The following is a 20861-nucleotide window of genomic DNA, read 5'->3' as shown; positions in this document are numbered from 1 at the left end:
GTGCTCGGGAAGTGCACAGTGATTTTGCGCACGATGCCGTTTCGATCAGGGACTGGCTGGGGAGGGCTTTATCGCCGGCTCCTTGAACGGCTCGATGCATCCACTCAGAAATCCGCTTTCGAGGATCCGCACCATGTCGATCAATGACCGGCTCACACAGCATTTGAAAGGCGGCAGCGTCGGGTTTCCGACCGCGCTTGCCAGCACCATTGGCCTGATCATGGCCAGCCCGGTGATTCTCACCGCAACCATGGGCTTCGGTATTGGCGGCAGCGCCTTCGCGGTGGCCATGCTGATTGCGGTGGTGATGATGTTGGCCCAGGCGACCACCTTCGCCGAAGCCGCCTCGATCCTGCCGACCACCGGCTCGGTCTACGACTACATCAATTGCGGCATGGGCCGTTTCTTTGCGATCACCGGCACGTTGTCGGCGTACCTGATCGTGCATGTGTTCGCCGGCACCGCCGAGACGATTCTGTCCGGGGTCATGGCCCTGGTGAACTTCGAACACCTCAATACCCTGGCGGAGTCTGCCGGCGGTTCCTGGCTGCTGGGGGTGGGGTTTGTCGTGGTGTTCGGCATTCTCAATGCCTTTGGCGTCAGCGCCTTCGGCAGGGCCGAGATCATCCTGACCTTTGGCATGTGGACCACCCTGATGGTGTTCGGCGTGCTCGGCCTGATCGCGGCACCGGCGGTGCAACTGGAGGGCTGGTTCGGCGTGTCGCTGGTGGGCACCGACCTGATTACCATTCTGTCGCTGGTGGGCATGGCCATGTTCATGTTCGTCGGTTGCGAGTTCGTCACGCCGTTGGCCCCGGACTTGCGCAATTCGGCCAAGGTCATGCCCAAGGCCATGATTTTCGGTTTGTTGAGCGTGGCCACCTGCATGTTCATCTACGGCGCGGCGATGAAACGCCAGGTGGAAAACGTGGTGCTGGATGCCGCCACCGGCGTGCACCTGCTCGACACGCCCATGGCAATCCCACGCTTTGCCCAGCAGGTTATGGGGGATATTGGCCCGCTGTGGCTGGGGATCGGTTTCCTGTTTGCCGGTGCCGCCACCATCAACACGCTGATGGCGGGCGTGCCGAGGATTCTCTACGGCATGGCGGTGGACGGCGCGTTGCCCAAGGTCTTCACCTATTTGCACCCGCGCTTCAAGACGCCGCTGCTGTGCATCCTGGTGGCGATGCTGATTCCGTGCCTGTATGCCCTGTGGTTGGGCGGCAACACCGACAACATCATGCACCTGGTGCTGGCGGCGGTGTGTGCGTGGAGTTTCTCCTACCTGCTGGTGACACTGTCGGTGGTGATCCTGCGCATTCGTCGTCCGGATCTGCCACGGGCCTATCGTTCGCCGTTTTTCCCGTTGCCACAGATTCTTTCCAGCGTCGGCATCTTGCTGGGCATGTGGTTCATTACCCCGCCGGGCATGAACCCAGCGGACATTTATGTGCCGTTCGGGGTGATGCTCGGAATCACGGCTTCATACGCGCTGTTCTGGACACTGGTGGTACAGAAGGTCAATCCATTCAAGCCGGCTTCGGTAGAAGAAGTGCTGGCCAAGGAGTTTTCCCATGAGCCTGGCAACCCTCACAACCGTTATCTCGAGCAGGCTGCAAAAGCTGTCTGAACTGTTCAGCGCCCAACGGGCCCCGTCCGGTTACCGGCCTGGGGTTACGCTTGAGTACGTGCGGCGCAACCTCGGGCTGGCGAGTTTCACCTCGACGGGGCCAGCCCAGGCAAGGTTTTGCCTGGAGGACATCGGTCTTCAGGTCGACGTTGCCGAGCGCACGGAAGCGCAATTGCTGATGCACCTGGTCATGACCGAATTCATGTTCACGGTGCCCGCCTCAGAGCAGGGCAGTGCGCGCTTTGAACTGCACCACAGCGGGTCGATTCGACGCACGGGGCTGGCCTGTCGACAACGGGCAGGAGCGCCGGTTTTGCTGGCCAGGCTCCAGGCTGCCTTGAACGACGACCCTGGCCTGCATCCAGCCTTGATGGGGCTGGACTTCAAGCGACTGCACCTCGATTTGAGCGGGCAGCAATGGCACGTACGGCTTGAACACATGGGCGGCAGCGAGGTGGTCAACCGCATGCCGGCGTTTCGGCGCTACATCCCCTTGAGCGGCGCGCAGCGAGCAGGGTTGCTGACGGTGCTCGCAGGTTTGCAGCGGGTATTGGGCGCGCTCTGAGTTGAGGAATTGGCATCATTAGTGCTTCTACAGTCGGTATCACGGACTTGTTGCGCCTATATAGATAACATGTTAACTATTAGCCAACAAAAACAAGAAACCATTGTGGAGATGCCATGAGCACCTATCAGTCTGCGCACTATGGATTGGAAACCTGGACGCGGGATCTGCGAGCGGCCTGCGGTCATTTCGACACGGAACTGGCCTTCAACCGTTCACTGTTCATCGGTGAGGTTTCCAAGCACTCCCGCGGCGGCCTGTCACTGGCCAACCTGCGGACCAATGCCGGCCTGATCAAGCGCGAGCGGCCCAATGCCGATCACGATATGGACCAGCATTGCTTCCTCGTCAGCCAGCGCAGCGGCTATTGCCAGATCACCCAGAATGGCCAGGTCATTCAACTGGCCCCCGGCGATATGTTGCTGATGGATTCCACCGGTTCGATCGAGATAAGCCCCTTTGGTCTCATCGAACATGCGTCCCTGTCACTCTCGCGCAACGAAGTGTGCAAGCAACTGGGCAGCGCCTCGAAAACCTTCGGCAAGATCTCTTCGAGCAAGGCCTGTGGGCGCATGCTCCACGTGTTGATGGACCAGCTGTGCCGCGAGGGCCTGGAGGGCCAGGATTCGATTGAAGAGGCCGAGGCGCTGCAAGCGGCGTTTGTCTCCCTGCTCGGTTCAGCCTTTGAACTGCATGACGCCCCAGGCGACAGCGCCGTGTCCTTGCAGGGCAGTAACCTGCGTAGTTATGTGCAGAAAGTCATCGACGAGTCCCTGACCCAACCCGGCCTGAGCCCGGTGGGCCTGGCCAGCCGCTTGAACATTTCGGTGCGGCATTTGTACCGCTTGTTTGAAGAGCAGGACGACAGTGTCTGCCGCTACATCCAGCGTGCGCGGCTCAAACGCAGCGCGGATGATCTGACCAACCCCTTCCTCAAGAGCGAGTCGATCACGTCGATCGCCTACAAGTGGGGCTTCACCGATTCCGCGCACTTCAGCCGCTCGTTCAAGAAGCAATTCGAGCTGTCGCCCAAGGATTTTCGTTCCACTCATCTGCAGCAAGCGGTCGGTGCGGCGTAGGGTATCCATCGATCAATGAAACCGCTCACCCTGTCGGCCCATAACATTTGCGCAGTCGCGGTCGAACACTTTGCCGCCCATGGCTATGACGCCTCATCGCTGAACGAAATCGCGGTCGGGGCGGGCATGCGCAAGGCCTCGCTGTATGCGCATTTTGTCAGCAAGGACGCGCTGTTTCAGACGGTCTTCGAGATTGCCCTGGCCCATGAACATCAGTACATCGCGCAGTGCTTCAAGGAAGAAGTCGCCCACACCCGTGTGCCGGGGCAATTGCACCTTGAGCGGTTGAGCGGGCGCTATGAAGGGTCGGCGCACCTGCGCTTCCTGTTGCGCACGGCGTACTTTCCGCCGGCGGAAATTCGCAGCGTCATTACGGCGGGATTTGAGGGTTACCTGGCCAGCATTCGCCAAGACTTTCAGCGTGCCGCGCAAGGGCGGTACAGGACGGTACGACCCGAGGCGCTTGAAGTGTTTGGCGACGCCTACCTGGGGATCGTCGACAGCTTGCATGTGGAACTGATCTATTCGACGGCCCAGGGCTACGTCAAACGGCTTGCGGCGTTGTCGCGGGTGTTCAGTGATTCACTGGCGCTGCTTGAAGCAGCCGAGCGCTATTCAACGGATACACCACGGTCAACATGTGGGAGGGGGCAAGCACCCTCCCACAGCTGATCCGGTTTACATCCCGACAGAGGTCATTTCACCTCAGGCAGCGTCGAGCCGCCGTCCACCACGATGGTCTGCCCGGTGATGTAGGTCGCCAGGTCGGACGCCAGGAACAGCATCGCACCGGCAATATCCTGAGCGGCTCCCAGCCGTCCCAGCGGCACGCGACTGGCGATGTCGGCATTGACCTGGCTGTCGCCCAGGTTATCCATGGCCGGCGTGGCAATCATCCCCGGCTCTACGCCGTTGACGCGCACCTGATCAGCAGCCAGCTCCAGCGCGGCATTGCGGATAAAACCGTTGACCCCGGCCTTGGACGCCGCGTAGTGACTGAGCCCGGGATAGGCGACCCGTGGCCCGGTGACCGATGAGGTGACCAGCACGCAGCCACCGCCCTGGCGTTGAAACATCGGTAAGGCGGCCTGGGTCAGCCATAACAGCGCCGAGAGGTTCACCGCCAGCGTGCGTTCAAGCATGGCCGGGGTGATCTGCGCGAACGGTGTCAACGGAAAGTAGCCGGCGTTGTGCACCAGGATATCCAGGCGACCCCAGTCCTGCTCTATGCCCTTGATGCCTTCGAACACCGCAGTCGCGTCGGCCAGGTCAAGTGCAATGGCCTCGACCAGGCAACCTCGCGCACGCAAGCCTTCGGCCAATGCCTGGGCTTGTGCCAGGCGCAGGTCTGCGATCATTACGCGGGCGCCACGCCAGGCGAACGCCTCGACGATGGCCTGGCCGATACCCTGGGCGCCGCCGGTGACCAGCACGGTCTTGCCGCTGAAATCCAAGTCTTCAGGCATGTGCGCGCTCCATATGGACGTAAGCCAGTGTGGGCACATCGACGATGCTCGAACCGCCATCGGCGACCACGCTGGCCCCGGTGATGATCGAGGCATCCGGGCTGGCCAGGAAGCGGCACACCTTGGCGATTTCTTCGGCGCTGGCGGGGCGCCGCAACGGGACGTCGGCGCACACACGGGCATAGGCTTGCTGCAGGGTGTCGCCATGGAAGCTCATCAGCGGCTGCATTTCCTGGTCGGCCATCGGCGTGGTAACCCAGCCTGGGCACACCGCGTTCACGCGCACGCCGCGTGGGCCGTAATCCCGCGCCAGCGAACGGTTGAGCCCGAGCAGCGCATGCTTGGCGGTGGTGTAGCCGCACACGTCGGGCCCGGCGGCCAGGGAGGCGATGGAACCGAGCAGCACGATATTGCCGCCGCTTTCGATCAGCCGCGGCAGGCAGGCGCGGGCGCTGTAGAACGCGCTGTCCAGGTTGCTGCGCAAGGCCGCCTCCCAGGTCTGCGGGCTGGTCTGGGTGGCGCTGCCCACGCCATGCCCGCCGGCGCAGGCCAGCAGCACATCGAGGCGGCCGTAGCGCTGAGCAATCTGCGCCACGAAACCCTCCCAGGTGGCCGGGCAGGCCGCATCGCCCACCAGCACCAGGCCGCCGGTGTCCTGCGCAACCTGCTCCAGCGGCTCGCGGCGCCGGCCGATCAGCACCAGGTTGGCGCCTTCGGCGGCGTACAACCGCGCGCAGGCGGCACCGATGCCCGTGCCGGCACCGGTGATGACAACGGTGCGTGGATCAGGCATCGGGATACTCCGTGCGGTTGAGCACTTGGCAGTAGGAGCTGACCGGAAAGTTCGACAGCTCATCGAACGACGCACCGGCATAGCCGAAGATCTTGCCGTCGCTACGGTGCTGTTGCAGGTCGATCAGTACAAGGCCGAGGGTCGGGATGATCTTTTCGCGCCAGACAAACAGGTACAGCTGATCGGCGATTTTGTAGTAGTGGCAGCGATCGGTATCGCACAGGCCCTGCTCCACGCCCTTGAGGCATTGCCAGGCATAGAACTGATCGTTCAGGTAGATGTGCTCGTAGACTTCGCTGGGGCTGTAGCGATACAGGTTGCGCAGGCCGGTCAGTTCCTGGGTGGGCGCGTGCGGGCATTGGCCGGGCTGCCAGGCTTGATCGAGGCTGCCGTGCAGGAAATCTACTTCTACCGAGGTCAGGGCCTTGCCGGCCAGGGCGCGGCTGTAGAGGCCTTGCTCGGTTTGTTCGCGGTCCGGCATGCGCCCGATCACGGCGGTGAACGACGATGTGATGGTGTCCAGCACCAGGCTGATCGACCAGGCCTGGCCGGCTTCATGCTTGATGAAATCGACCAGGTACAGGCCCGGGCGTACCGAGGTGGCACGGTAGGCGGCCGAACCGCTGGAGTGGCCGTCGGCGGCGTGCCAGTGCAACTGCTCGGTGTCGAAGCGATGCTCGATTTGCCAGCCGTTGGCGAAGTGCAGGGTGAAGGCCTTGCCGTTGAGGTCGGCAAGGTTGGGCAGGATAAACGCGTCGGGGGCAAAACCGTCGGCGAGGGCGCCTACGGTGATCCAGTCGGATGAAGTGGTCATTGCATGGCTCCGGTTGATGGAATGGACGTCCCGGATCATGCGGTTGGCAACCTGGCTCGCCTATCAACCAAAGGGTTGAGGCGGCTTAAAGAAACAGCGCGGCGACCAGTTCGGTACGGCTGGTCACACCGGTTTTGCGAAACAGGTGGATCAAGTGGGTCTTGATGGTGGGCAGGCCTACATCCAGCTCCTGGGCCAGTTGCTTGTTGCTCGCGCCCTGACGTAATAACCAGGCAATCTGGCGTTCTTTGGGCGTGAGACCGGCCAGTGCATCGTCACAGGGCTGCATATTGGCCACGGCCATTTGCAGCAACGCCTGCAAGGCGTTGAGCTGAGCCAGTTGGTCGAGGGTAAACGCCCCTTGTTCCGCCGTGCGCAGCAAGGAAATAGCCGCCTGGGGCTGGTCGGCGCGGTGGGCGACGATCTCCACCACATCGACCACGCCATAACGCTGCAGGAAGTCTTGATAGCGGCGGCTGTCACGCAGGGGCTGGCGGGCCATGGCGAACCCCAGCGGCACCACCGCCAGCCCGCTGGACAGGCAATTGCGCGGTTGCAACGGGTCGAATTGGCGGTAGTTGTCCAGGTAGTCGCGGTGCATCTCGCCGCTCATGCCTTGCAGCCTGAAATCACGCGCTTGCAGCTGGCGGTCGACACAATAGAAGGCTGCCTGGCTGGCGGGTACCAGTTGAGTGAAAGCCTGCAGGCAATGACCGGCGACTTCCTGAGCGGGGATGGCATGCATGATCAGTCACCTGCGCCGGAACAAACGCTGCCGGCCGAAGCCGGCAGAGAGGAGCGATCAGACTACCGCGAAATAGTGCTTCACAAAACCTTCGCTCACCACCTCCCACAGCACCGGCGTGCCCTTGGTCACGAACCAGCTGTCGCCGGCTTTGTAGCGGGTGCTCTGGCCGGTGCTTTCGTCGGTCAACACCACTTCGCCGGTGACCACGGTGGCTTGTTCAGCGAACGGGTAGACCATCCGGAACTTGCCTTGGGTGGTGCCAAAATAGGCGCTGCTGACGGCGTCGGTCGGTGCGCCGAAGGTCATTTTGCCAAAGGCTTTGACTTCGCCTTCGAGGATCTCGGAACCGAGGTCGGCAACGGTGCCCCAGGCATCGAGGTCCGATAATTGGATGTCTTTCTTCAGGGTGGTAACGGGCATGGCAGTTCTCCTGTGAATGAAACAGCGGGGCTCAACGGCGACCGTTGAAGTAGCCCGAAAGTTGATGAAGGCTTTTGCCGGCCGTGAGCAGCAGCGGGCGGATATGGTCCTTGCCGAGGATCTGCGCATGTTTGACCGCGCTGATCAGGTCGTAGCGCGACGAGCCTTCGCTCATGCCCTCGGCCAAGACCTTGCAGATGATGTGGCTGGGCGTGACCCCGAAGCCGGCGTAGCCCTGCACATAAAAGGCATTCGGGCGCCCGCTGAGCGTGCCGATCTGCGGGAACAGGTTGGCCCCGGTCGCCATCGGCCCGCCCCACGCCAGGTCGATCTTGACGTCCTTGAGGTAGGGGAAAATCTTCAGCATCAGGTTGCGGTTCCAGGCTTTGAGGTCCAGCGGGATGTGCTCGACAAAAGGCGTGGCGGCACCGAACAGCAAGCGGTTTTCGTTGGTGACCCGGTAGTAGTCGATCACCGGCCGGATATCGCTGTAGGCGCCGCGTATCGGGCTGATGCGGTTGATCATCTCGTCCGACAACGGCTCGGTCATCAACTGGAAGGCATAGGTATTGACGGTGGTCTTGTGCAGTTCCGGTTCCAGCTTGTTGAGGAAACTGTCGCAGGCCCACAGCAACTTGGAGGCTTTGACCGAGCCTCGGCCGGTACGCACGGTGATGCGTTCGCCATAACTGACTTCCAGCGCCGGGCTGTGCTCAAAGATGCGCACACCGTGGCCGGCCAGGGCCTTGGCTTCGCCCAGCAACAGGTTCAGCGAGTGCACGTGCCCGCCGCCCATGTGCAGCAGCGCGCTGGTATAGGCGTCGGAACCAATGATCTGCTTGACCTCGGACCCTGCCATAAAGCGGATTTCGTCCTGGGTGTTGATCGACTTGAAGTCCTTCTCCCAGGCGCGCAGGGTTTTTTCCTGGCGGGCGTTGAAGCCCATATAGCCGTAGCCGTGGCAGAAATCGGCGTCGATCGAGTACTTGGCGATGCGATCCTTGATGATGCCGGCGCCCAGCTCACTGATTTCAAAAATCTGGCGCAGGCCTTCGTCGCCGACCTGGTGCTTGATCTTCTCCAGGTCATGGCCGATCCCCGCCATGATCTGCCCGCCATTGCGGCCCGTGCCACCGAAGCCCAGGTAGCGCGCTTCGAGCACCACAATGTTGGTGATGCCTTTTTCGGCGAGCTCCAGTGCGGTGTTGATGCCGGAAAAACCGCCGCCAATCACCACCACATCGGCTTCCACGTCCTGTTCGAGGGTGGGGAAGCTGAGGTTGTATTTCTTGGTTGCCGAGTAGTAGGTAGGCGTTTCGATATTGATCATGGCGCAGCCTGGGAAAGTGAAGGGGAACTCACTGCAGAGCCGACAAGAAGCTCTGTGCCTGTTGGGTGTATTAAGTGCCTTCCGAGCGGTAGGTGTCTTGATTCTGTGTGCCGCCACTCTTGACCGTGGCTGCCAATTATCAACCCTGAATCCGGCAGGGCGGTAAAGCTGCACACGCTGATCGGTCGCCAATGCTAGAATGTTGTTAATCTGTTAACTAATTACGACGCCGCCACCCATGTCCAAACCGCGCCAATCCCTGACCCTCACTTTGCTCCATGCGCGTGAAGCCGCCATGGGTTTTTTTCGTCCTTCGCTCAATCAACACGGGTTGACCGAGCAGCAATGGCGGGTCATTCGGATCTTGAGCCAGCACGATGAGCTTGAGATCAACCGCCTGGCTGAGCTGGCGTGCATCCTCAAGCCGAGCATGACCGGGGTGCTGGTGCGCATGGAAGCAGCGGGCATGGTTGAACGGCGCAAGGCGCAACAGGATCAACGCCGCGTGCTGGTGCGGCTGGCCGAGAAGGGCCGAGCCTGTTTCGACTCGATGGGCCAGAGCATGGAAGCCAATTACCAGCGCTTGCAGGCGGGGTTTGGCGAGGAGAAGTTGCAGACGTTGCTGACCTTGCTCAACGAGCTGAAAACCCTCAAGCGCTGAACCGAGGCCGGCATGCCGGTCAGATAAACCTGTGGCGAGCGGGCTTGCCCGCGTTGGGCTGCGCAGCAGACCCAAGACCTGACACTCTCAAACGACCTGACCCCCCAGTTGTTTTACTGGGGCCGCTACGCGTCCCAACGCGGGGCAAGCCCGCTCGCCACAGGGGGGCCTGCGTCTCTACAGGTCACTTTTCGTTCGCACTAATAGATAGCGCCGGCCGCGCTGGCAGGCGCCGGTGAATCCTTGAAGGCCGCCGCCAGGCTTTGCAGTCCGCGCATCAGCACAGTGGTGTCGACGCCCACCGCCACGAACGCCGCGCCCAGTTCGATGTAGCGCCGGGCCAGTGCCTGGTCGGCGCTCAGAATGCCGGCGGCTTTGCCGGCGCTGCGGATGCGCGCGATGGCGTCTTCGATTGCCGCCTGCACCTCAGGGTGGCCGGGGTTGCCGCGATGGCCCATCGACGCGCTCAGGTCGGCCGGCCCGATAAACACCCCGTCGACGCCTTCCACCGCCGCAATCGCATCCAGGTTGGCCAGGCCTTCGCGGCTTTCGATCTGCACCAGCAGGCACATTTGCTCGTCGGCTTTGTCGAGGTAACCGGCAATGCTGTTCCAGCGTGAAGCCCTGGCCAGTGCACTGCCGACGCCACGCACGCCCGTGGGCGGATAGTGGATGGCTTTCACCAGCGCCCGCGCCTGTTCTGCGCTTTCCACCATGGGCACCAGCAAGGTCTGTACGCCAATGTCGAGCACTTGCTTGATCAACGCGGTGTCGCCGATGACCGGGCGAATTACCGGATGGCTGGGGTAGGGCGCCACGGCCTGGAGCTGGCCGAGCATGCCGCGCAGGTCGTTGGGCGCATGTTCGCCGTCGATCAGCAGCCAATCGAAACCGGCATTGGCGGCCAGTTCCGCGCAGTAGGCATCGGCCAGGCCCAGCCATAGGCCGATCTGCGCTTCACCGCTGTGCAGGCGATGTTTGAAGGTGTTGATAGGCATGTCCATGAGCACGCTCCCGTTAAACGAATCGGCAGGCAATCGATCCCAGCATGTCGTAGTCGACATGGAAGGTATCGCCTGGGTTGGCCGCCACTGGGCGGGTGAAGGAGCCACCCAGGATGATTTGCCCGGGTTGCAGGGTGACGTCATAGGCGGCGAGTTTATTCGCGAGCCAGGCCACGCCCTTGGCCGGGTGATTGAGCACGGCGGCGGACACGCCGGACTCTTCGATTACGCCATTGCGGTAGAGCACCGCCGGCACCTTGCGCAAGTCGATCTCGGTGGGGCGCACGGCCCGCCCGCCCATGACCACGCCGGCGTTGGCGGCGTTGTCGGAGATGGTGTCGAACACCTTGCGGGTCGCCTTGGTGTGGGGGTCGACCTGCTGGATGCGCGCATCGATGATCTCCAGCGCCGGGATCACCCATTCGGTGGCGTCGAGCACATCGAACACCGTCACGTTCGGGCCTTTCAGCGGTTTGCCCAGGATAAATGCCAGCTCCACCTCGACGCGCGGCACGATAAAGCGCTCGAAGGGGATGTCGGTGCCTTCATCGAAGAACATGTCATCCAGCAACGCGCCGTAATCCGGCTCGGTGATGTTGGACGAGACCTGCATGGCCCGTGAGGTCAGGCCGATCTTGTGGCCGACCAGCTTGCGCCCGTCCTTGATTTTTTGCGCGACCCAGGCGCGCTGGATGGCATAGGCGTCATCGAGGGTGATCGCCGGGTGATCGAGGGAAAACTGACGCACCTGCTCGCGTGAACGTTCGGCCTGGTCGAGGCGCGCGGCGGCTTGCAAAATGAGCGATTGATCAAGCATGGCAAGAGTCTCTTATTGAGGGTTGACGATGGCCGCTCGGGTGCGCAGCACCAGCAAGCCACCAAGAGCAATGAGCAGCGCCAGGACGTACAGGGCCAGGCTGGCGCTCTGGGTGGTGTCGCGCATCCAGCCGATGAGGTAGGGCGCGAAGAATGACGCGATGCTGCCGAACGAACTGATCAGGGCGATCCCGGCGGCTTGGGTGTTGTTGGACAGGAACGCCGGGGGCAGTTGCCAGAACATCGGCAACGCCGCGCTGGCGCCCATGCCGGCGACGATCAAGCCGCCCAGCACCACGGCCGGGTTGGCGGGGGCGAGCCCGGCGATGGCGATGCCGGCGGCCGCCATCAGCAAGGGCACGCACAGGTGCCAGCGGCGTTCACGCTGGCGGTCGGACGAGCGCCCGCAGCCGATCATGAAGAAACACCCGGCCAGGTACGGCACGGCACTGAGCAGGCCGACCTTGCCGTCGCTGCCGATGCCGGCGCCGTGGATCAGCGTCGGCATCCAGAACGCCAGGGTGTTGACCGCCAGCATCACCGCGAAGTACACCGCCACCAGCAGCCACACCTGCGGGTTGCTGAGAATCGCTGAAAACGAGGTGATCGATTTGCGCTGTTCTTCAGTGTTTAACTGTTCGCGCAGTTGTTGCTTCTGCTCCGGCGTCAGCCACTTGACCGTCTCGAAGCTGTCCGGCAAGCACTTGAGTACCACCAGCCCGAGCAGAACCACGGGGGCGCCTTCGATGACGAACATCCATTGCCAGCCGCGCAGGCCGCCCAAGTCGTGAAAGTGTTCAAGGATGCCGCCGGAAAGCGGGCCGCCGATCACCCCGGCCATCGGCACCGCGATGGCAAACAAGGCGGTGACTTGCGCGCGACGGCCGGCAGGGTACCAGCGGTTCAGAAACACCAGGATGCCCGGGAAAAAACCGGCCTCGGCCACCCCCAGCAAAAAGCGCAGCACATAGAAGCCCATGGCGCTGTCGATCAGGAACATGCAGGTCGACAGCACGCCCCACACCACCATCAGCGTGGCAATCCAACGCCTGGGGCCCACACGGTCCAGGGCCATGTTGCTGGGGACGCCGAACAGCGCGTAGGCCACGAAGAACAGGCCGGCGCCGAAGCCATAGACGGTGTCGCTGAAGTTCAGGTCCGCGCTCATCTGCATCTTGGCGAAGCCGATATTGATGCGGTCGAGGTGGGCGAAGAGGTAGCAGATCAGCAACAACGGCATCAGCCGCCAGGTGATGATGCTGTGGGTTTGGTCGCGTACGACGGTGTCTAGCGTGTCGGCGGTATTGGCTGTGCTCATGGTTTTATACTTTTTGTCTGAGAGGCCGAGGGTGTGAGCGGGCAGGGCGCCTTAACCGACCTGAGCGTTGAGGAACGCGTGCACGTTGTTCTGCTTGAAGTTGAGCTGCTCGTGCAGTTCGATCATTTCAAACGACAAGGCCAGCAGGCGCTGGGCCTGAAGCTCGTCGAAGTGCTGGGTGATGACCGCGAACAGGCGCTCGGCGACTTGCTGCCGTGTGGCCAGGTCGCGGCCATGGCCGACCTTCAACGTCATGTGCACGAAGGCGTAGTCATGCTTGCCGTCGGCCATGCGCCAGGTGTCCAGGCGCACGCCACGGCTGCGGATGCCGCCCAGGGGAAACACGCCGCTGTCGCCCAGGCTGGCGTGGACTTTTTCAAACAGGCCCGGCAGGTCTGCCTGCTGTTCGATGTTGTCGGTGTATTCAGCGATGAAGTGGGGCATGGAACCTCCTGCGTCGGTAGCTTTTAGCGGCAAGCTTCAAGCGGCAAGTGAGCGTGATCGGCTTGTAGCTTGCGGCTTGAAGCTTGTAGCTGTTCTTATTCAAACCGGGAAAATGGCGTTGATCTGCCCGGTACCCGAGCTGCCGAAAGGCGCGGTGATGATCTCGGCCGGCTTGTCGTAGTCCGGCCCGCCGAGCAACCCCAGGAGCATGGCGGTGTCGTGCATCTTGCCTTCGCCAAAGCAATGCTCGGCATAGTCCGGGAGCATGGCGCAGAATTCCTTCCAGCGACCCTGGCGCCACAGCTCCACCACATGCAGGTCGACCTGCTTGTCGAATTCGCGGGTCCAGTTATGGATATTGGCTTCGGCATTGCGGTCATCGGAGAAGCGGTGCGACAGCGACCCCGAGGCCAGCACCACGACTTTACGGTCGCTCTTCTCGATGGCCCGGCGCACGGCGGCGCCGAAGGTGAAGCTGTCTTGCAGGCGATGCCAGGCACACCAGGCGGCTATCGAAACGACGTTGAATGTCTGCTCGTCCGGTACACCCATGTGCATGTAGCGCATCGGTACCAGGGTGCCGTATTCCAGCTCCAGGCTCGGGATGTTGTGGGCCAGGGTGCGCACGTCGGCGGCGTTGGCCTCGGCGGCGATCAGCTCGCCCAGCTCCGGGCAGCCGGGGTATTCGTACGGCATGTTCTTGATGAAGTGCGGCAGTTCGTTACTGGTGTAGATGCCCTTGAAGTGCTCGCCGCTGTTGACGTGATAGGCGCTGTTGACCAGCCAGTGCACGTCGAACACCACGGCGGTATCGGCGCCCAGCTCGCGGGCGCGCCGACCGATTTCCTTGTGCCCGGCAATCGCCGCTTCGCGGCAGCCGTGGTGCTTGCCAGGCAGCTCCGACAAATACATCGAGGGTACGTGGCAGATTTTCGCCGCCAGGACGACTTCGCCCATGATGATTCTCCTGAAATTGTTGTTGTTGTCTTCGGGGATTCTGGTGTGGCTCAGACGCCCCAGCGTGGAATGTGATGGCCGCCCATCGAGATGCACACGTTCTTGATCTCGGCGAACACCTCGAAGCTGTACTGGCCGCCTTCACGGCCGGTGCCGGAGCCCTTCACACCGCCGAACGGCTGGCGCAGGTCGCGCACGTTCTGGCTGTTGATGAACACCATGCCTGCTTCGATGCCGTAGGCCAGACGATGCGCCTTGCCGATGTCCTGGGTCCAGATGTAAGAGGCCAGGCCGTATTCGGTGGCGTTGGCCAGTTGCAGCGCTTCGGCTTCGTCCTTGAAGGGAATCAGGCACACCACCGGGCCGAAGATTTCTTCCTGGGCGATACGCATGTTGTTGTTCACGTCAGCGAACACCGTGGGCTGGATGAACTGGCCTTTGCTCAAGTGCGCTGCCAGGTTGGCCGGGCGCTCCAGGCCACCGGCGAGGAGGGTGGCGCCTTCTTCGAGACCGATTTTGATGTAGCCGGTGACCTTGTCGTAGTGGGCCTGGGTGATCATCGAGCCAACCTGGGTTTTCGGGTCTTGCGGGTCACCGATGATCAGGCGTTTGGCGCGCGCGGCAAACTCGGCGACGAACTGCGGGTACACGCTTTCCTGGATAAAGATCCGGCTGCCGGCGGTGCAGCGTTCGCCGTTGAGCGAGAAGATGGTGAACAGCGCGGCGTCGAGGGCACGTTCCAGGTCGGCGTCTTCGAAGATCAGCACCGGCGACTTGCCGCCGAGTTCCATGGAATACTTTTTCAGCCCTGCGGTCTGCATGATTTTCTTGCCGGTGGCGGTGCCGCCGGTGAAGGAAATCGCGCGCACATCGGGGTGGCGCACCAGGGCGTCACCGGCGGTCGCGCCGTAACCCTGGATGACGTTGAGCACGCCTTTTGGAATCCCGGCCTCCACCGCCAGGCGCCCCAGTTCGTTGGCGGTCAGCGGCGACAGCTCGGACATTTTCAGCACGGCGGTATTGCCCAGCGCCAGGCATGGCGCGGTCTTCCAGGTGGCCGTCATGAACGGCACGTTCCACGGCGAGACCAGCGCGCAGACACCCACCGGCTGGTACAGGGTGTAGTTGAGCATCTGGTCATCGACCGGGTAGCTGTGGCCGTCCATGCGCGTGCAGACTTCGGCGAAAAAATCGAAGTTGTGCGAGGCGCGGGGAATCAACACGTTTTTGGTCTGGTGAATCGGCAGGCCGGTGTCGAGGGTTTCCAGCTCAGCCAGGTGCGGCACGTTCTGTTCGATCAGTTCACCCAGCTTGCGCATCAAGCGCGCACGTTCCTTGGCCGGGGTGCCCGCCCATTTCGGGAAGGCTTCCTTGGCGGCGGCCACGGCTTGCGCGACTTCCTCGGCGCCACCGCTGGCTACTTCGCCGATGGCTTCGCCGGTGGCCGGGTTGTAGTTGACGAACACATCTTTGCTTTCGACCTCACGGCCGTTGATCCAATGTTTGATCATGCTGCTCAAGCCTCTTTACGGGCGCTGAAGAACGCCGTTTCGCTGACAATTCGGTTGACCAGGCGGCCTACGCCTTCGACTTCCACGATCACTTCATCACCGGGCACGACGTCGGCCAGGCCTTCAGGCGTACCGGTGGCGATCATGTCGCCGGGTTGCAAGGTCATGAAGCTGGACAGGTATTCGATCAGGTAGGGAATGTCGAAAATCATGTCCTGGGTGCTGCCTTCCTGGCGCAGCTCGCCGTTGATCCAGGTGCGCAGTTTCAGGTTGCCTGGGTCCGGCACGTCGGCTACATCGACGATCCACGGGCCGACAGGCGTGGTGGCGTCGCGGTTCTTCACGCGCAGGTTGGGCCGGTAGTAATTTTCCAGGTAGTCGCGAATGGCGTAGTCGTTGCACACCGTGTAGCCCGCCAGGTAATCCAGGGCGTCTTCGCGCTTGACGTTGCGTGCCGGCTTGCCGATGACCGCCACCAGCTCGCACTCGTAGTGCATGTAGGCGACGTTATCCGGGCGCCAGGTCACCTGGTTGTGGCCGGTGTACGTGCCCACGGACTTGATGAAAGCCAGCGGTTCGGTCGGTGGCTTGAACGCCAGTTCAGCGGCGTGGTCGGCATAGTTCAGGCCCAGGGCGAACATGTTGCCGGTTGCCGGTGGCAGCCATTGCACCTGGTCTTCGGCCAGCAGGCGGCCGTCAGCCAGGCGTACGGCGTTTTCAGCTTCGACCTGTACCGAATGGACTTCACCTTCAAAGCGAATACGGGCGTGTTTCATGAGTGCTCCTCTGCCTTGATGTGATTGACCAGGCGGCCCAGGCCACTGATCTCGACCTCCACGGTGTCGCCAGGCTGCACATCCACCCGGCCTTCGGGAGTGCCGGTGATCAGCACATCGCCTGCGTGCAGGGTCATGAATTCGCTGATCTCGGCGATCAGCAATGGAATGTTGCGCACGAAGTTGGCCGTGGTGTTTTGCTGGCGAATCTCACCGTTGACGTACAGCGTGATCGCGAGATTGTGCGGGTTGGAGACCTGCGCCGCAGGGATCAGCTCAGGCCCGATGGCACAGAAACCGTCGCGGCATTTGGCTTTGACGGCGGGACGGTAGTAGCTGTCTTCCGGCAGGCTGAACTCATTGACCACCGTATAGCCGGCCACGTAATCGAGGGCTTCGGCCGGGCTGACGCGGCTGGCGCTCTTGCCCATCACCACCCCCAATGCCGGCCCAGGCTGCAAGCGCTCGCCCTGGCCTGGATGCACCACCTCGGCGCCGTGTTGGTTGCGCGTGTTGGGTGTCTTGATAAACAGCACCGGTTTGACCGGCGGTTTCTGGTACGGCGGCTGTTCGAACTCGGCGAGGCGCTGCTTGAGCAGCCCCTGGTAGTTCAGCGCGACACCGAAAAGGGTGCCAGTCGCGACGTCATGCAAGGCGCGGCTCATGCTTTCTCCTGGCAGAGCCATGGGGCCCTGTATTTAGTTAATGTATTAACAGTTATAATTAAGATGTTAACTATCGTCAAGGGTGGCAGACTGTTTGTGCGGTGGTTGTGCCGCCCAAATCGGTGCAGGATGAGAGTCGCTGCACTGCAGCCATCACAATAAGAACGAGTAGCGTGCGATGAGCGACCGTCAACCCATTCCGAACATCAACATTGGCCAGGTGTACGACCAGCGTTACAGCGACGCCGAAGTCCACTACGACAAACTGGCGAACCTGGCGGATTTCTTCGGGCGCAACATGCCCGTTCACCGGCATGACCGGTTCTTCCAGGTTCACTACGTAAAAAGTGGCACCGTGCGTGTGTACCTGGACGACCAGCAATACGTCGAGTCCGGGCCGATGTTCTTCCTCACGCCACCCACGGTCCCGCACTCGTTTGTGACCGAGGCCGACAGTGACGGGCACGTGCTGACGGTGCGTCAGCAACTGGTGTGGCAACTGATCGAAGCCGACGCCAGCCTGGCTCCGGCCGGTGCGCAATTGCCGGCCGCATGTGTCGCCCTGGCGCAGTTGGAGCCGCAATACGCGGGCGATATCCGCCGCTTGGATTATCTGTTCGAGGAACTGAGCGAAGAGGTAAAAGCCCAGCGTTCCGGGCGCAGCGCAGCCCTGGACAGCCTGACGCGGTTGCTCATGATCAGCCTGTTGCGGCTGTGCTCCCACTCGTTGAAAGCCACGCCTGCGCGCCACGAAGACTTGAAAATCTTCCATCGCTTCAATGAGCTGATCGAAGCGCACTACCAGCAGCACTGGCCGTTGTCCCGGTATGCGCAAGGCATCGGGGTGACCGAGGCGCGGCTCAACGATGTGTGCCGGCGCATCGCCGACCTGCCGTCCAAGCGCCTGATCCTGGAACGCGTGATGCAGGAAGCCAAGCGCCTGCTGATGTTTACCGGCAGCTCGGCCAACGAGATCTGCTATCAGCTGGGGTTCAAGGACCCAGCCTATTTCAGTCGTTTTTTCCAGCGTTACGCACAGCTCACTCCGGGGGAGTACCGCCAGCGCCAGTCGGGGTTGCGTTGAGCCAGGCATAGGGGCTTCGCGCCTTGGTTTTGTTGATCTTGTACGGATCATCATGCGCATCGCCGCGGTGCGACAGAATGGCTTTTACGCGGAACCGATTGTACTTTTCACAGCGCCAGCGCCGCTTGCAGCCGCTGGCCGACGACACTAAGCTGCCGACTCGCCCATTCAAATGGTGCCGTCATGGCCAACCCCAGACCTTCGCTGACATTGACCCTGCTGCAAGCCCGTGAAGCCGCAATGGCTTTCTTCCGCCCGGCCCTGAACAAGCATGAACTGACCGAGCAACAGTGGCGGGTCATTCGGATCCTGCGCCAGCAGGGCGAACTCGAAAGCCATCAGCTCGCCCAGCAGGCCTGCATCCTTAAACCGAGCATGACCGGAGTGTTGACGCGCCTGGAGCGCGACGGCCTGGTGCGTCGGCAGAAGTCCAGCCAGGATCAACGCCGGGTGTTCGTGGGCCTCACCGAGCGCGGCCAGCAATGCTTCATCTCCATGAGCGAAGGCATGGAAAGCAACTATCAGAAAATCGAAGCGCAGTTTGGCGCCGAGAAAATGGAGCAGTTGCTGGGCTTGCTCAATGAGCTGAAAAACATCAAGCCTTGAACAGGCAAAAATTTAATTAATAGGTGAACGTTTTTGCCCGCAGATGGCATCGCGGGCGCAAATCCTCACTATCCATTTTCGGCACAAATGCGCGATCTGCCCCGGGTTCGGAATGGAACTTGCGTGCGATATGACCTGTAAGCCTTGCAACTGAAAAAGGTTGGGTCAATGAACAATAATAATGTGCTGATGCCTGCGGCCTCGGTGGTGCTTCCGCCGACGTTCCCCCTCCAGCGTTTTCTGACCAGCGACATCGACGAACACGCGCGCAACATGGACGGCTGGCAGGTTCGCTACGATCAGTTATCACCCGGCCCCTTTACCGGTGAGTTGGTGGCGTTCAGTTCGGACTGGATGCAACTGGTGCGCGACCGCTCTAATCAGGCCATGATCAAACGTGGCGCAGCCTGGAAAGGTGCAATCACCTTCAGCATTCCGTTGAGTGCCAACGGCCCGGTGTATTGCTCGGGGCATCCGATCCACGAGCCCAGCCTGTTGGTGGCCCACGGTGAAAATCTTCCCGAGCTGCATACCCCACAGCACCTGGATCTGCTCGGCGTGGCCATCGACGAACGCGCACTGGAACATGTGTTGGAGCGTCAGGGCAGTCAGTTTCGAATTACCGATCTTCCCAAGTGTTACCGCTTGGGCCATTCATCCGTGCAACGTGACCTCGCGGCGTTGTTCGATGAACTGGCGGGCTGCGATCAGGGCCGTGATGCCGTGCTGGGGCACGATTCGATCCGGCGCGGCATACGCGATGCGGTGATGCTGCATGTGCTGGAGTTGATCGCGCCGGACCAGGCGCCACCCCTCAACCCCACGGCGCGCAAAAGGATGGTCGACCGCGCTCGCGAATACGCGCTGAGCCACCTCGACGAACCGCTGTCGATCCTCGACCTGTGCAACCACATCGGCGCCAGCCGGCGCAAACTCCAATACTGTTTTCAGGAAACCCTGGGCATCAACCCGGTGGCCTATCTGCGTGCGCTGCGCCTCAATGCAGTGCGTCGCGAACTGCGAACGAGCACCCAAGCCCATGGCGTACAGGAAGTGGCGGCGCGCTGGGGTTTCTGGCATTTGAGCCGGTTCTCCAGCGATTACCGCACCCTGTTTGGCGAAAGCCCCTCACAGACCCTGCGTCGCACGCAACTCTGCTGAAAACGGATAACCGGCTCACGTCGCGCGTTACTAGGATGGCCCACACCACTTGATGGGAGGGGCATTCGATGATTCATAACAATAACGCAAGCGCCGTACGCATGACGCTGTTCACCCTGGGGCTGCTGGGGTGCTGCGCCAGTGTCCAGGCCACCGAGAACGGCGCGCCGACCACCGCCGTCGGCGTGTACGATTTCGGCGCGGGGATGATGCCGCCGGCCACACCGTTCGGGACCGTGGGGCTGCGCACGGCGTTTTACTCGGCCAATGTGCAGAAGGACCGTAACGGTCGCTCAATCGACAACCACTTCTCACTGGATGTGTTGTCCATCGGCGTCGCCTACATGCGCATGACCGATCACACGGTGCTGGGCGCCAACTATGGTTTCGGCGTGGTGGTACCTTTTTTCAAGATGGACGCTTCCGTCAAGGTGCCCACACCGGTGGGGCCGCTGAGCCTGGAAGCCGATCCGTTTCGATTGGCCGACGTGCAATTTCTGCCGGTGATCCTGCAATGGAATCTGTCGCCTAATCTGTTTATCAACACGCAGCTGCAGATCCAGGCGCCCACCGGTGACTACGACAAGAATCGTTTGATCTCCCCAGGGCTCAATCACTGGACGTTCTCGCCGATCGTCAACGCCACCTACATCACCGACAGTGGCTTCGAGGTTTCTTCCAGCTTTGAAGTCGACGTCAATACCCGCAATCCCGCGACCGATTACAAGAGCGGTGTCGAGTACCGGCACGAGTTTGCCGTGGGCCAACACGTGGGGCCATGGACCCTGGGCCTGGGCGGCTACTACTACCGCCAGTTCAGCGATGACGATGCGCCCGGCCTGCAATCAGGCAACCGCGCGCGGGTGCTGGCTGTCGGTCCGGCAGTGAGTTACTTCAAGCCCGGCCTGCCGCCCGTGTGGCTGCATGCCTATAAGGAAACCGATGCCCGCAACCGTGCCGAGGGTTACACCGTGGCGCTGCGTATTTCTCAAAGTTTCTAAGGGGCTGGC

The 20861-nt window shown here is 61.7% G+C and carries 23 protein-coding genes; 9 read left to right on the top strand and 14 right to left on the bottom strand.

The genetic code is table 11. The features are described 5' to 3' along the window. Positions 1-133: 133 nt before the first annotated feature. The 4 genes from FIV39_RS25375 to FIV39_RS25360 all read left to right on the top strand — a co-directional run bounded on the left by FIV39_RS25375 (position 134) and on the right by FIV39_RS25360 (position 3949). Positions 134-1633, top strand: a complete 1500-nt coding sequence (locus FIV39_RS25375; protein WP_090402378.1) for an APC family permease — start codon at positions 134-136, stop codon at positions 1631-1633. Then, on the top strand, positions 1578-2198 hold the full coding sequence (locus FIV39_RS25370) for a DUF3156 family protein (protein WP_090402380.1): 621 nt from the start codon (positions 1578-1580) through the stop codon (positions 2196-2198). Before FIV39_RS25375 ends, FIV39_RS25370 begins: the two co-directional genes overlap by 56 nt. 116 nt (positions 2199-2314) lie before the next feature. Beyond that, positions 2315-3277 carry a transcriptional regulator FeaR gene (gene feaR / locus FIV39_RS25365; RefSeq protein WP_090402384.1) on the top strand — a complete coding sequence of 321 codons (963 nt, stop codon included), beginning with the start codon at positions 2315-2317 and terminating at the stop codon, positions 3275-3277. A 15-nt stretch (positions 3278-3292) separates the two neighbouring features. Then, positions 3293-3949: a TetR/AcrR family transcriptional regulator gene (locus FIV39_RS25360; protein WP_090402386.1), complete on the top strand. Its 657-nt coding sequence runs from the start codon at positions 3293-3295 to the stop codon at positions 3947-3949. A gap of 23 nt (positions 3950-3972) precedes the next feature. On the opposite strand, the gene FIV39_RS25355 is transcribed toward FIV39_RS25360, so the two are convergent. The 6 genes from FIV39_RS25355 to FIV39_RS25330 all read right to left on the bottom strand — a co-directional run bounded on the left by FIV39_RS25355 (position 3973) and on the right by FIV39_RS25330 (position 8848). Next, positions 3973-4743, bottom strand: a complete 771-nt coding sequence (locus FIV39_RS25355; RefSeq protein ID WP_090402388.1) for an SDR family oxidoreductase — start codon at positions 4741-4743, stop codon at positions 3973-3975. Further along, positions 4736-5536: an SDR family NAD(P)-dependent oxidoreductase gene (locus FIV39_RS25350; RefSeq protein WP_090402390.1), complete on the bottom strand. Its 801-nt coding sequence runs from the start codon at positions 5534-5536 to the stop codon at positions 4736-4738. The genes FIV39_RS25355 and FIV39_RS25350 overlap by 8 nt, the downstream gene beginning before the upstream one ends. Then, the gene (locus FIV39_RS25345) at positions 5529-6350 is read right to left on the bottom strand and encodes a molybdenum cofactor biosynthesis F family protein (protein WP_090402393.1); all 822 of its coding nucleotides are present in this window, start codon (positions 6348-6350) and stop codon (positions 5529-5531) included. Before FIV39_RS25345 ends, FIV39_RS25350 begins: the two co-directional genes overlap by 8 nt. 85 nt (positions 6351-6435) lie before the next feature. Beyond that, the gene (locus tag FIV39_RS25340) at positions 6436-7095 is read right to left on the bottom strand and encodes a response regulator transcription factor (protein WP_090402395.1); all 660 of its coding nucleotides are present in this window, start codon (positions 7093-7095) and stop codon (positions 6436-6438) included. 57 nt (positions 7096-7152) lie between these two features. Beyond that, positions 7153-7518 (bottom strand): cupin domain-containing protein, encoded by a 366-nt coding sequence (locus tag FIV39_RS25335; RefSeq protein WP_090402397.1) that lies wholly within the window; start codon positions 7516-7518, stop codon positions 7153-7155. A gap of 31 nt (positions 7519-7549) precedes the next feature. Then, positions 7550-8848 carry an NAD(P)/FAD-dependent oxidoreductase gene (locus FIV39_RS25330; protein ID WP_090402399.1) on the bottom strand — a complete coding sequence of 433 codons (1299 nt, stop codon included), beginning with the start codon at positions 8846-8848 and terminating at the stop codon, positions 7550-7552. A gap of 238 nt (positions 8849-9086) precedes the next feature. On the opposite strand from FIV39_RS25330, the gene hpaR (FIV39_RS25325) reads away from it, so the two are divergent. Further along, positions 9087-9509 carry a homoprotocatechuate degradation operon regulator HpaR gene (gene hpaR, locus FIV39_RS25325; protein WP_090402401.1) on the top strand — a complete coding sequence of 141 codons (423 nt, stop codon included), beginning with the start codon at positions 9087-9089 and terminating at the stop codon, positions 9507-9509. Between the two features lie 200 nt (positions 9510-9709). On the opposite strand, the gene hpaI is transcribed toward hpaR (FIV39_RS25325), so the two are convergent. The 8 genes from hpaI to FIV39_RS25285 all read right to left on the bottom strand — a co-directional run bounded on the left by hpaI (position 9710) and on the right by FIV39_RS25285 (position 17000). Continuing rightward, positions 9710-10513, bottom strand: coding sequence for a 4-hydroxy-2-oxoheptanedioate aldolase (gene hpaI, locus FIV39_RS25320; protein ID WP_090402403.1), 804 nt, complete (start codon positions 10511-10513; stop codon positions 9710-9712). Between the two features lie 13 nt (positions 10514-10526). After that, positions 10527-11330, bottom strand: coding sequence for a 2-oxo-hept-4-ene-1,7-dioate hydratase (gene hpaH / locus FIV39_RS25315; protein WP_053139661.1), 804 nt, complete (start codon positions 11328-11330; stop codon positions 10527-10529). 12 nt (positions 11331-11342) lie between these two features. Further along, positions 11343-12647 (bottom strand): MFS transporter, encoded by a 1305-nt coding sequence (locus tag FIV39_RS25310; RefSeq protein WP_090402405.1) that lies wholly within the window; start codon positions 12645-12647, stop codon positions 11343-11345. A 51-nt stretch (positions 12648-12698) separates the two neighbouring features. After that, positions 12699-13091: a 5-carboxymethyl-2-hydroxymuconate Delta-isomerase gene (locus FIV39_RS25305; RefSeq protein ID WP_090402407.1), complete on the bottom strand. Its 393-nt coding sequence runs from the start codon at positions 13089-13091 to the stop codon at positions 12699-12701. A gap of 99 nt (positions 13092-13190) precedes the next feature. Continuing rightward, entirely contained in the window at positions 13191-14048 is an 858-nt protein-coding gene (gene hpaD, locus FIV39_RS25300) for a 3,4-dihydroxyphenylacetate 2,3-dioxygenase (RefSeq protein ID WP_090402409.1), read from the bottom strand. A gap of 50 nt (positions 14049-14098) precedes the next feature. Beyond that, the gene (gene hpaE, locus FIV39_RS25295; protein WP_090402412.1) at positions 14099-15559 is read right to left on the bottom strand and encodes a 5-carboxymethyl-2-hydroxymuconate semialdehyde dehydrogenase; all 1461 of its coding nucleotides are present in this window, start codon (positions 15557-15559) and stop codon (positions 14099-14101) included. A gap of 5 nt (positions 15560-15564) precedes the next feature. After that, positions 15565-16335, bottom strand: coding sequence for a fumarylacetoacetate hydrolase family protein (locus FIV39_RS25290; protein ID WP_090402414.1), 771 nt, complete (start codon positions 16333-16335; stop codon positions 15565-15567). Next, a complete protein-coding gene (locus tag FIV39_RS25285; RefSeq protein WP_090402415.1) occupies positions 16332-17000 on the bottom strand; it encodes a fumarylacetoacetate hydrolase family protein in 669 nt (222 codons plus the stop codon). Before FIV39_RS25285 ends, FIV39_RS25290 begins: the two co-directional genes overlap by 4 nt. 178 nt (positions 17001-17178) lie before the next feature. Between FIV39_RS25285 and hpaA the strand changes: the two genes are divergently transcribed. The 4 genes from hpaA (at position 17179) to FIV39_RS25265 (ending at position 20852) form a co-directional block, all read left to right on the top strand. Continuing rightward, a complete protein-coding gene (gene hpaA, locus FIV39_RS25280; RefSeq protein WP_090402418.1) occupies positions 17179-18084 on the top strand; it encodes a 4-hydroxyphenylacetate catabolism regulatory protein HpaA in 906 nt (301 codons plus the stop codon). A gap of 183 nt (positions 18085-18267) precedes the next feature. Further along, complete coding sequence (gene hpaR, locus FIV39_RS25275; protein WP_090402420.1) at positions 18268-18690, top strand: homoprotocatechuate degradation operon regulator HpaR; 423 nt, start codon at positions 18268-18270, stop codon at positions 18688-18690. Between the two features lie 168 nt (positions 18691-18858). After that, complete coding sequence (locus FIV39_RS25270) at positions 18859-19851, top strand: helix-turn-helix domain-containing protein (protein ID WP_090402422.1); 993 nt, start codon at positions 18859-18861, stop codon at positions 19849-19851. Positions 19852-19919: 68 nt separating this feature from the next. Next, positions 19920-20852: a SphA family protein gene (locus tag FIV39_RS25265; RefSeq protein WP_090402424.1), complete on the top strand. Its 933-nt coding sequence runs from the start codon at positions 19920-19922 to the stop codon at positions 20850-20852. The last annotated feature ends 9 nt before the right edge of the window (positions 20853-20861 follow it).

This window comes from Pseudomonas grimontii (assembly GCF_007858185.1).
In the GTDB taxonomy this organism is placed as follows: Bacteria; Pseudomonadota; Gammaproteobacteria; order Pseudomonadales; family Pseudomonadaceae; genus Aquipseudomonas; species Aquipseudomonas grimontii.
Note: the sequence above shows the minus strand (reverse complement) of the source record. Positions and strands in the feature narration are given on the sequence as shown.

Bases quoted from the DNA above. Each gene is read 5' to 3' on its own strand.
- FIV39_RS25375 (WP_090402378.1), top strand. From the start codon at position 134: ATGTCGATCAATGACCGGCTCACACAGCATTTGAAAGGCGGCAGCGTC.
- FIV39_RS25370 (WP_090402380.1), top strand. From the start codon at position 1,578: ATGAGCCTGGCAACCCTCACAACCGTTATCTCGAGCAGGCTGCAAAAG.
- feaR (WP_090402384.1), top strand. From the start codon at position 2,315: ATGAGCACCTATCAGTCTGCGCACTATGGATTGGAAACCTGGACGCGG.
- FIV39_RS25360 (WP_090402386.1), top strand. From the start codon at position 3,293: ATGAAACCGCTCACCCTGTCGGCCCATAACATTTGCGCAGTCGCGGTC.
- FIV39_RS25355 (WP_090402388.1), bottom strand. From the start codon at position 4,743: ATGCCTGAAGACTTGGATTTCAGCGGCAAGACCGTGCTGGTCACCGGC.
- FIV39_RS25350 (WP_090402390.1), bottom strand. From the start codon at position 5,536: ATGCCTGATCCACGCACCGTTGTCATCACCGGTGCCGGCACGGGCATC.
- FIV39_RS25345 (WP_090402393.1), bottom strand. From the start codon at position 6,350: ATGACCACTTCATCCGACTGGATCACCGTAGGCGCCCTCGCCGACGGT.
- FIV39_RS25340 (WP_090402395.1), bottom strand. From the start codon at position 7,095: ATGCATGCCATCCCCGCTCAGGAAGTCGCCGGTCATTGCCTGCAGGCT.
- FIV39_RS25335 (WP_090402397.1), bottom strand. From the start codon at position 7,518: ATGCCCGTTACCACCCTGAAGAAAGACATCCAATTATCGGACCTCGAT.
- FIV39_RS25330 (WP_090402399.1), bottom strand. From the start codon at position 8,848: ATGATCAATATCGAAACGCCTACCTACTACTCGGCAACCAAGAAATAC.
- hpaR (WP_090402401.1), top strand. From the start codon at position 9,087: ATGTCCAAACCGCGCCAATCCCTGACCCTCACTTTGCTCCATGCGCGT.
- hpaI (WP_090402403.1), bottom strand. From the start codon at position 10,513: ATGGACATGCCTATCAACACCTTCAAACATCGCCTGCACAGCGGTGAA.
- hpaH (WP_053139661.1), bottom strand. From the start codon at position 11,330: ATGCTTGATCAATCGCTCATTTTGCAAGCCGCCGCGCGCCTCGACCAG.
- FIV39_RS25310 (WP_090402405.1), bottom strand. From the start codon at position 12,647: ATGAGCACAGCCAATACCGCCGACACGCTAGACACCGTCGTACGCGAC.
- FIV39_RS25305 (WP_090402407.1), bottom strand. From the start codon at position 13,091: ATGCCCCACTTCATCGCTGAATACACCGACAACATCGAACAGCAGGCA.
- hpaD (WP_090402409.1), bottom strand. From the start codon at position 14,048: ATGGGCGAAGTCGTCCTGGCGGCGAAAATCTGCCACGTACCCTCGATG.
- hpaE (WP_090402412.1), bottom strand. From the start codon at position 15,559: ATGATCAAACATTGGATCAACGGCCGTGAGGTCGAAAGCAAAGATGTG.
- FIV39_RS25290 (WP_090402414.1), bottom strand. From the start codon at position 16,335: ATGAAACACGCCCGTATTCGCTTTGAAGGTGAAGTCCATTCGGTACAG.
- FIV39_RS25285 (WP_090402415.1), bottom strand. From the start codon at position 17,000: ATGAGCCGCGCCTTGCATGACGTCGCGACTGGCACCCTTTTCGGTGTC.
- hpaA (WP_090402418.1), top strand. From the start codon at position 17,179: ATGAGCGACCGTCAACCCATTCCGAACATCAACATTGGCCAGGTGTAC.
- hpaR (WP_090402420.1), top strand. From the start codon at position 18,268: ATGGCCAACCCCAGACCTTCGCTGACATTGACCCTGCTGCAAGCCCGT.
- FIV39_RS25270 (WP_090402422.1), top strand. From the start codon at position 18,859: ATGAACAATAATAATGTGCTGATGCCTGCGGCCTCGGTGGTGCTTCCG.
- FIV39_RS25265 (WP_090402424.1), top strand. From the start codon at position 19,920: ATGATTCATAACAATAACGCAAGCGCCGTACGCATGACGCTGTTCACC.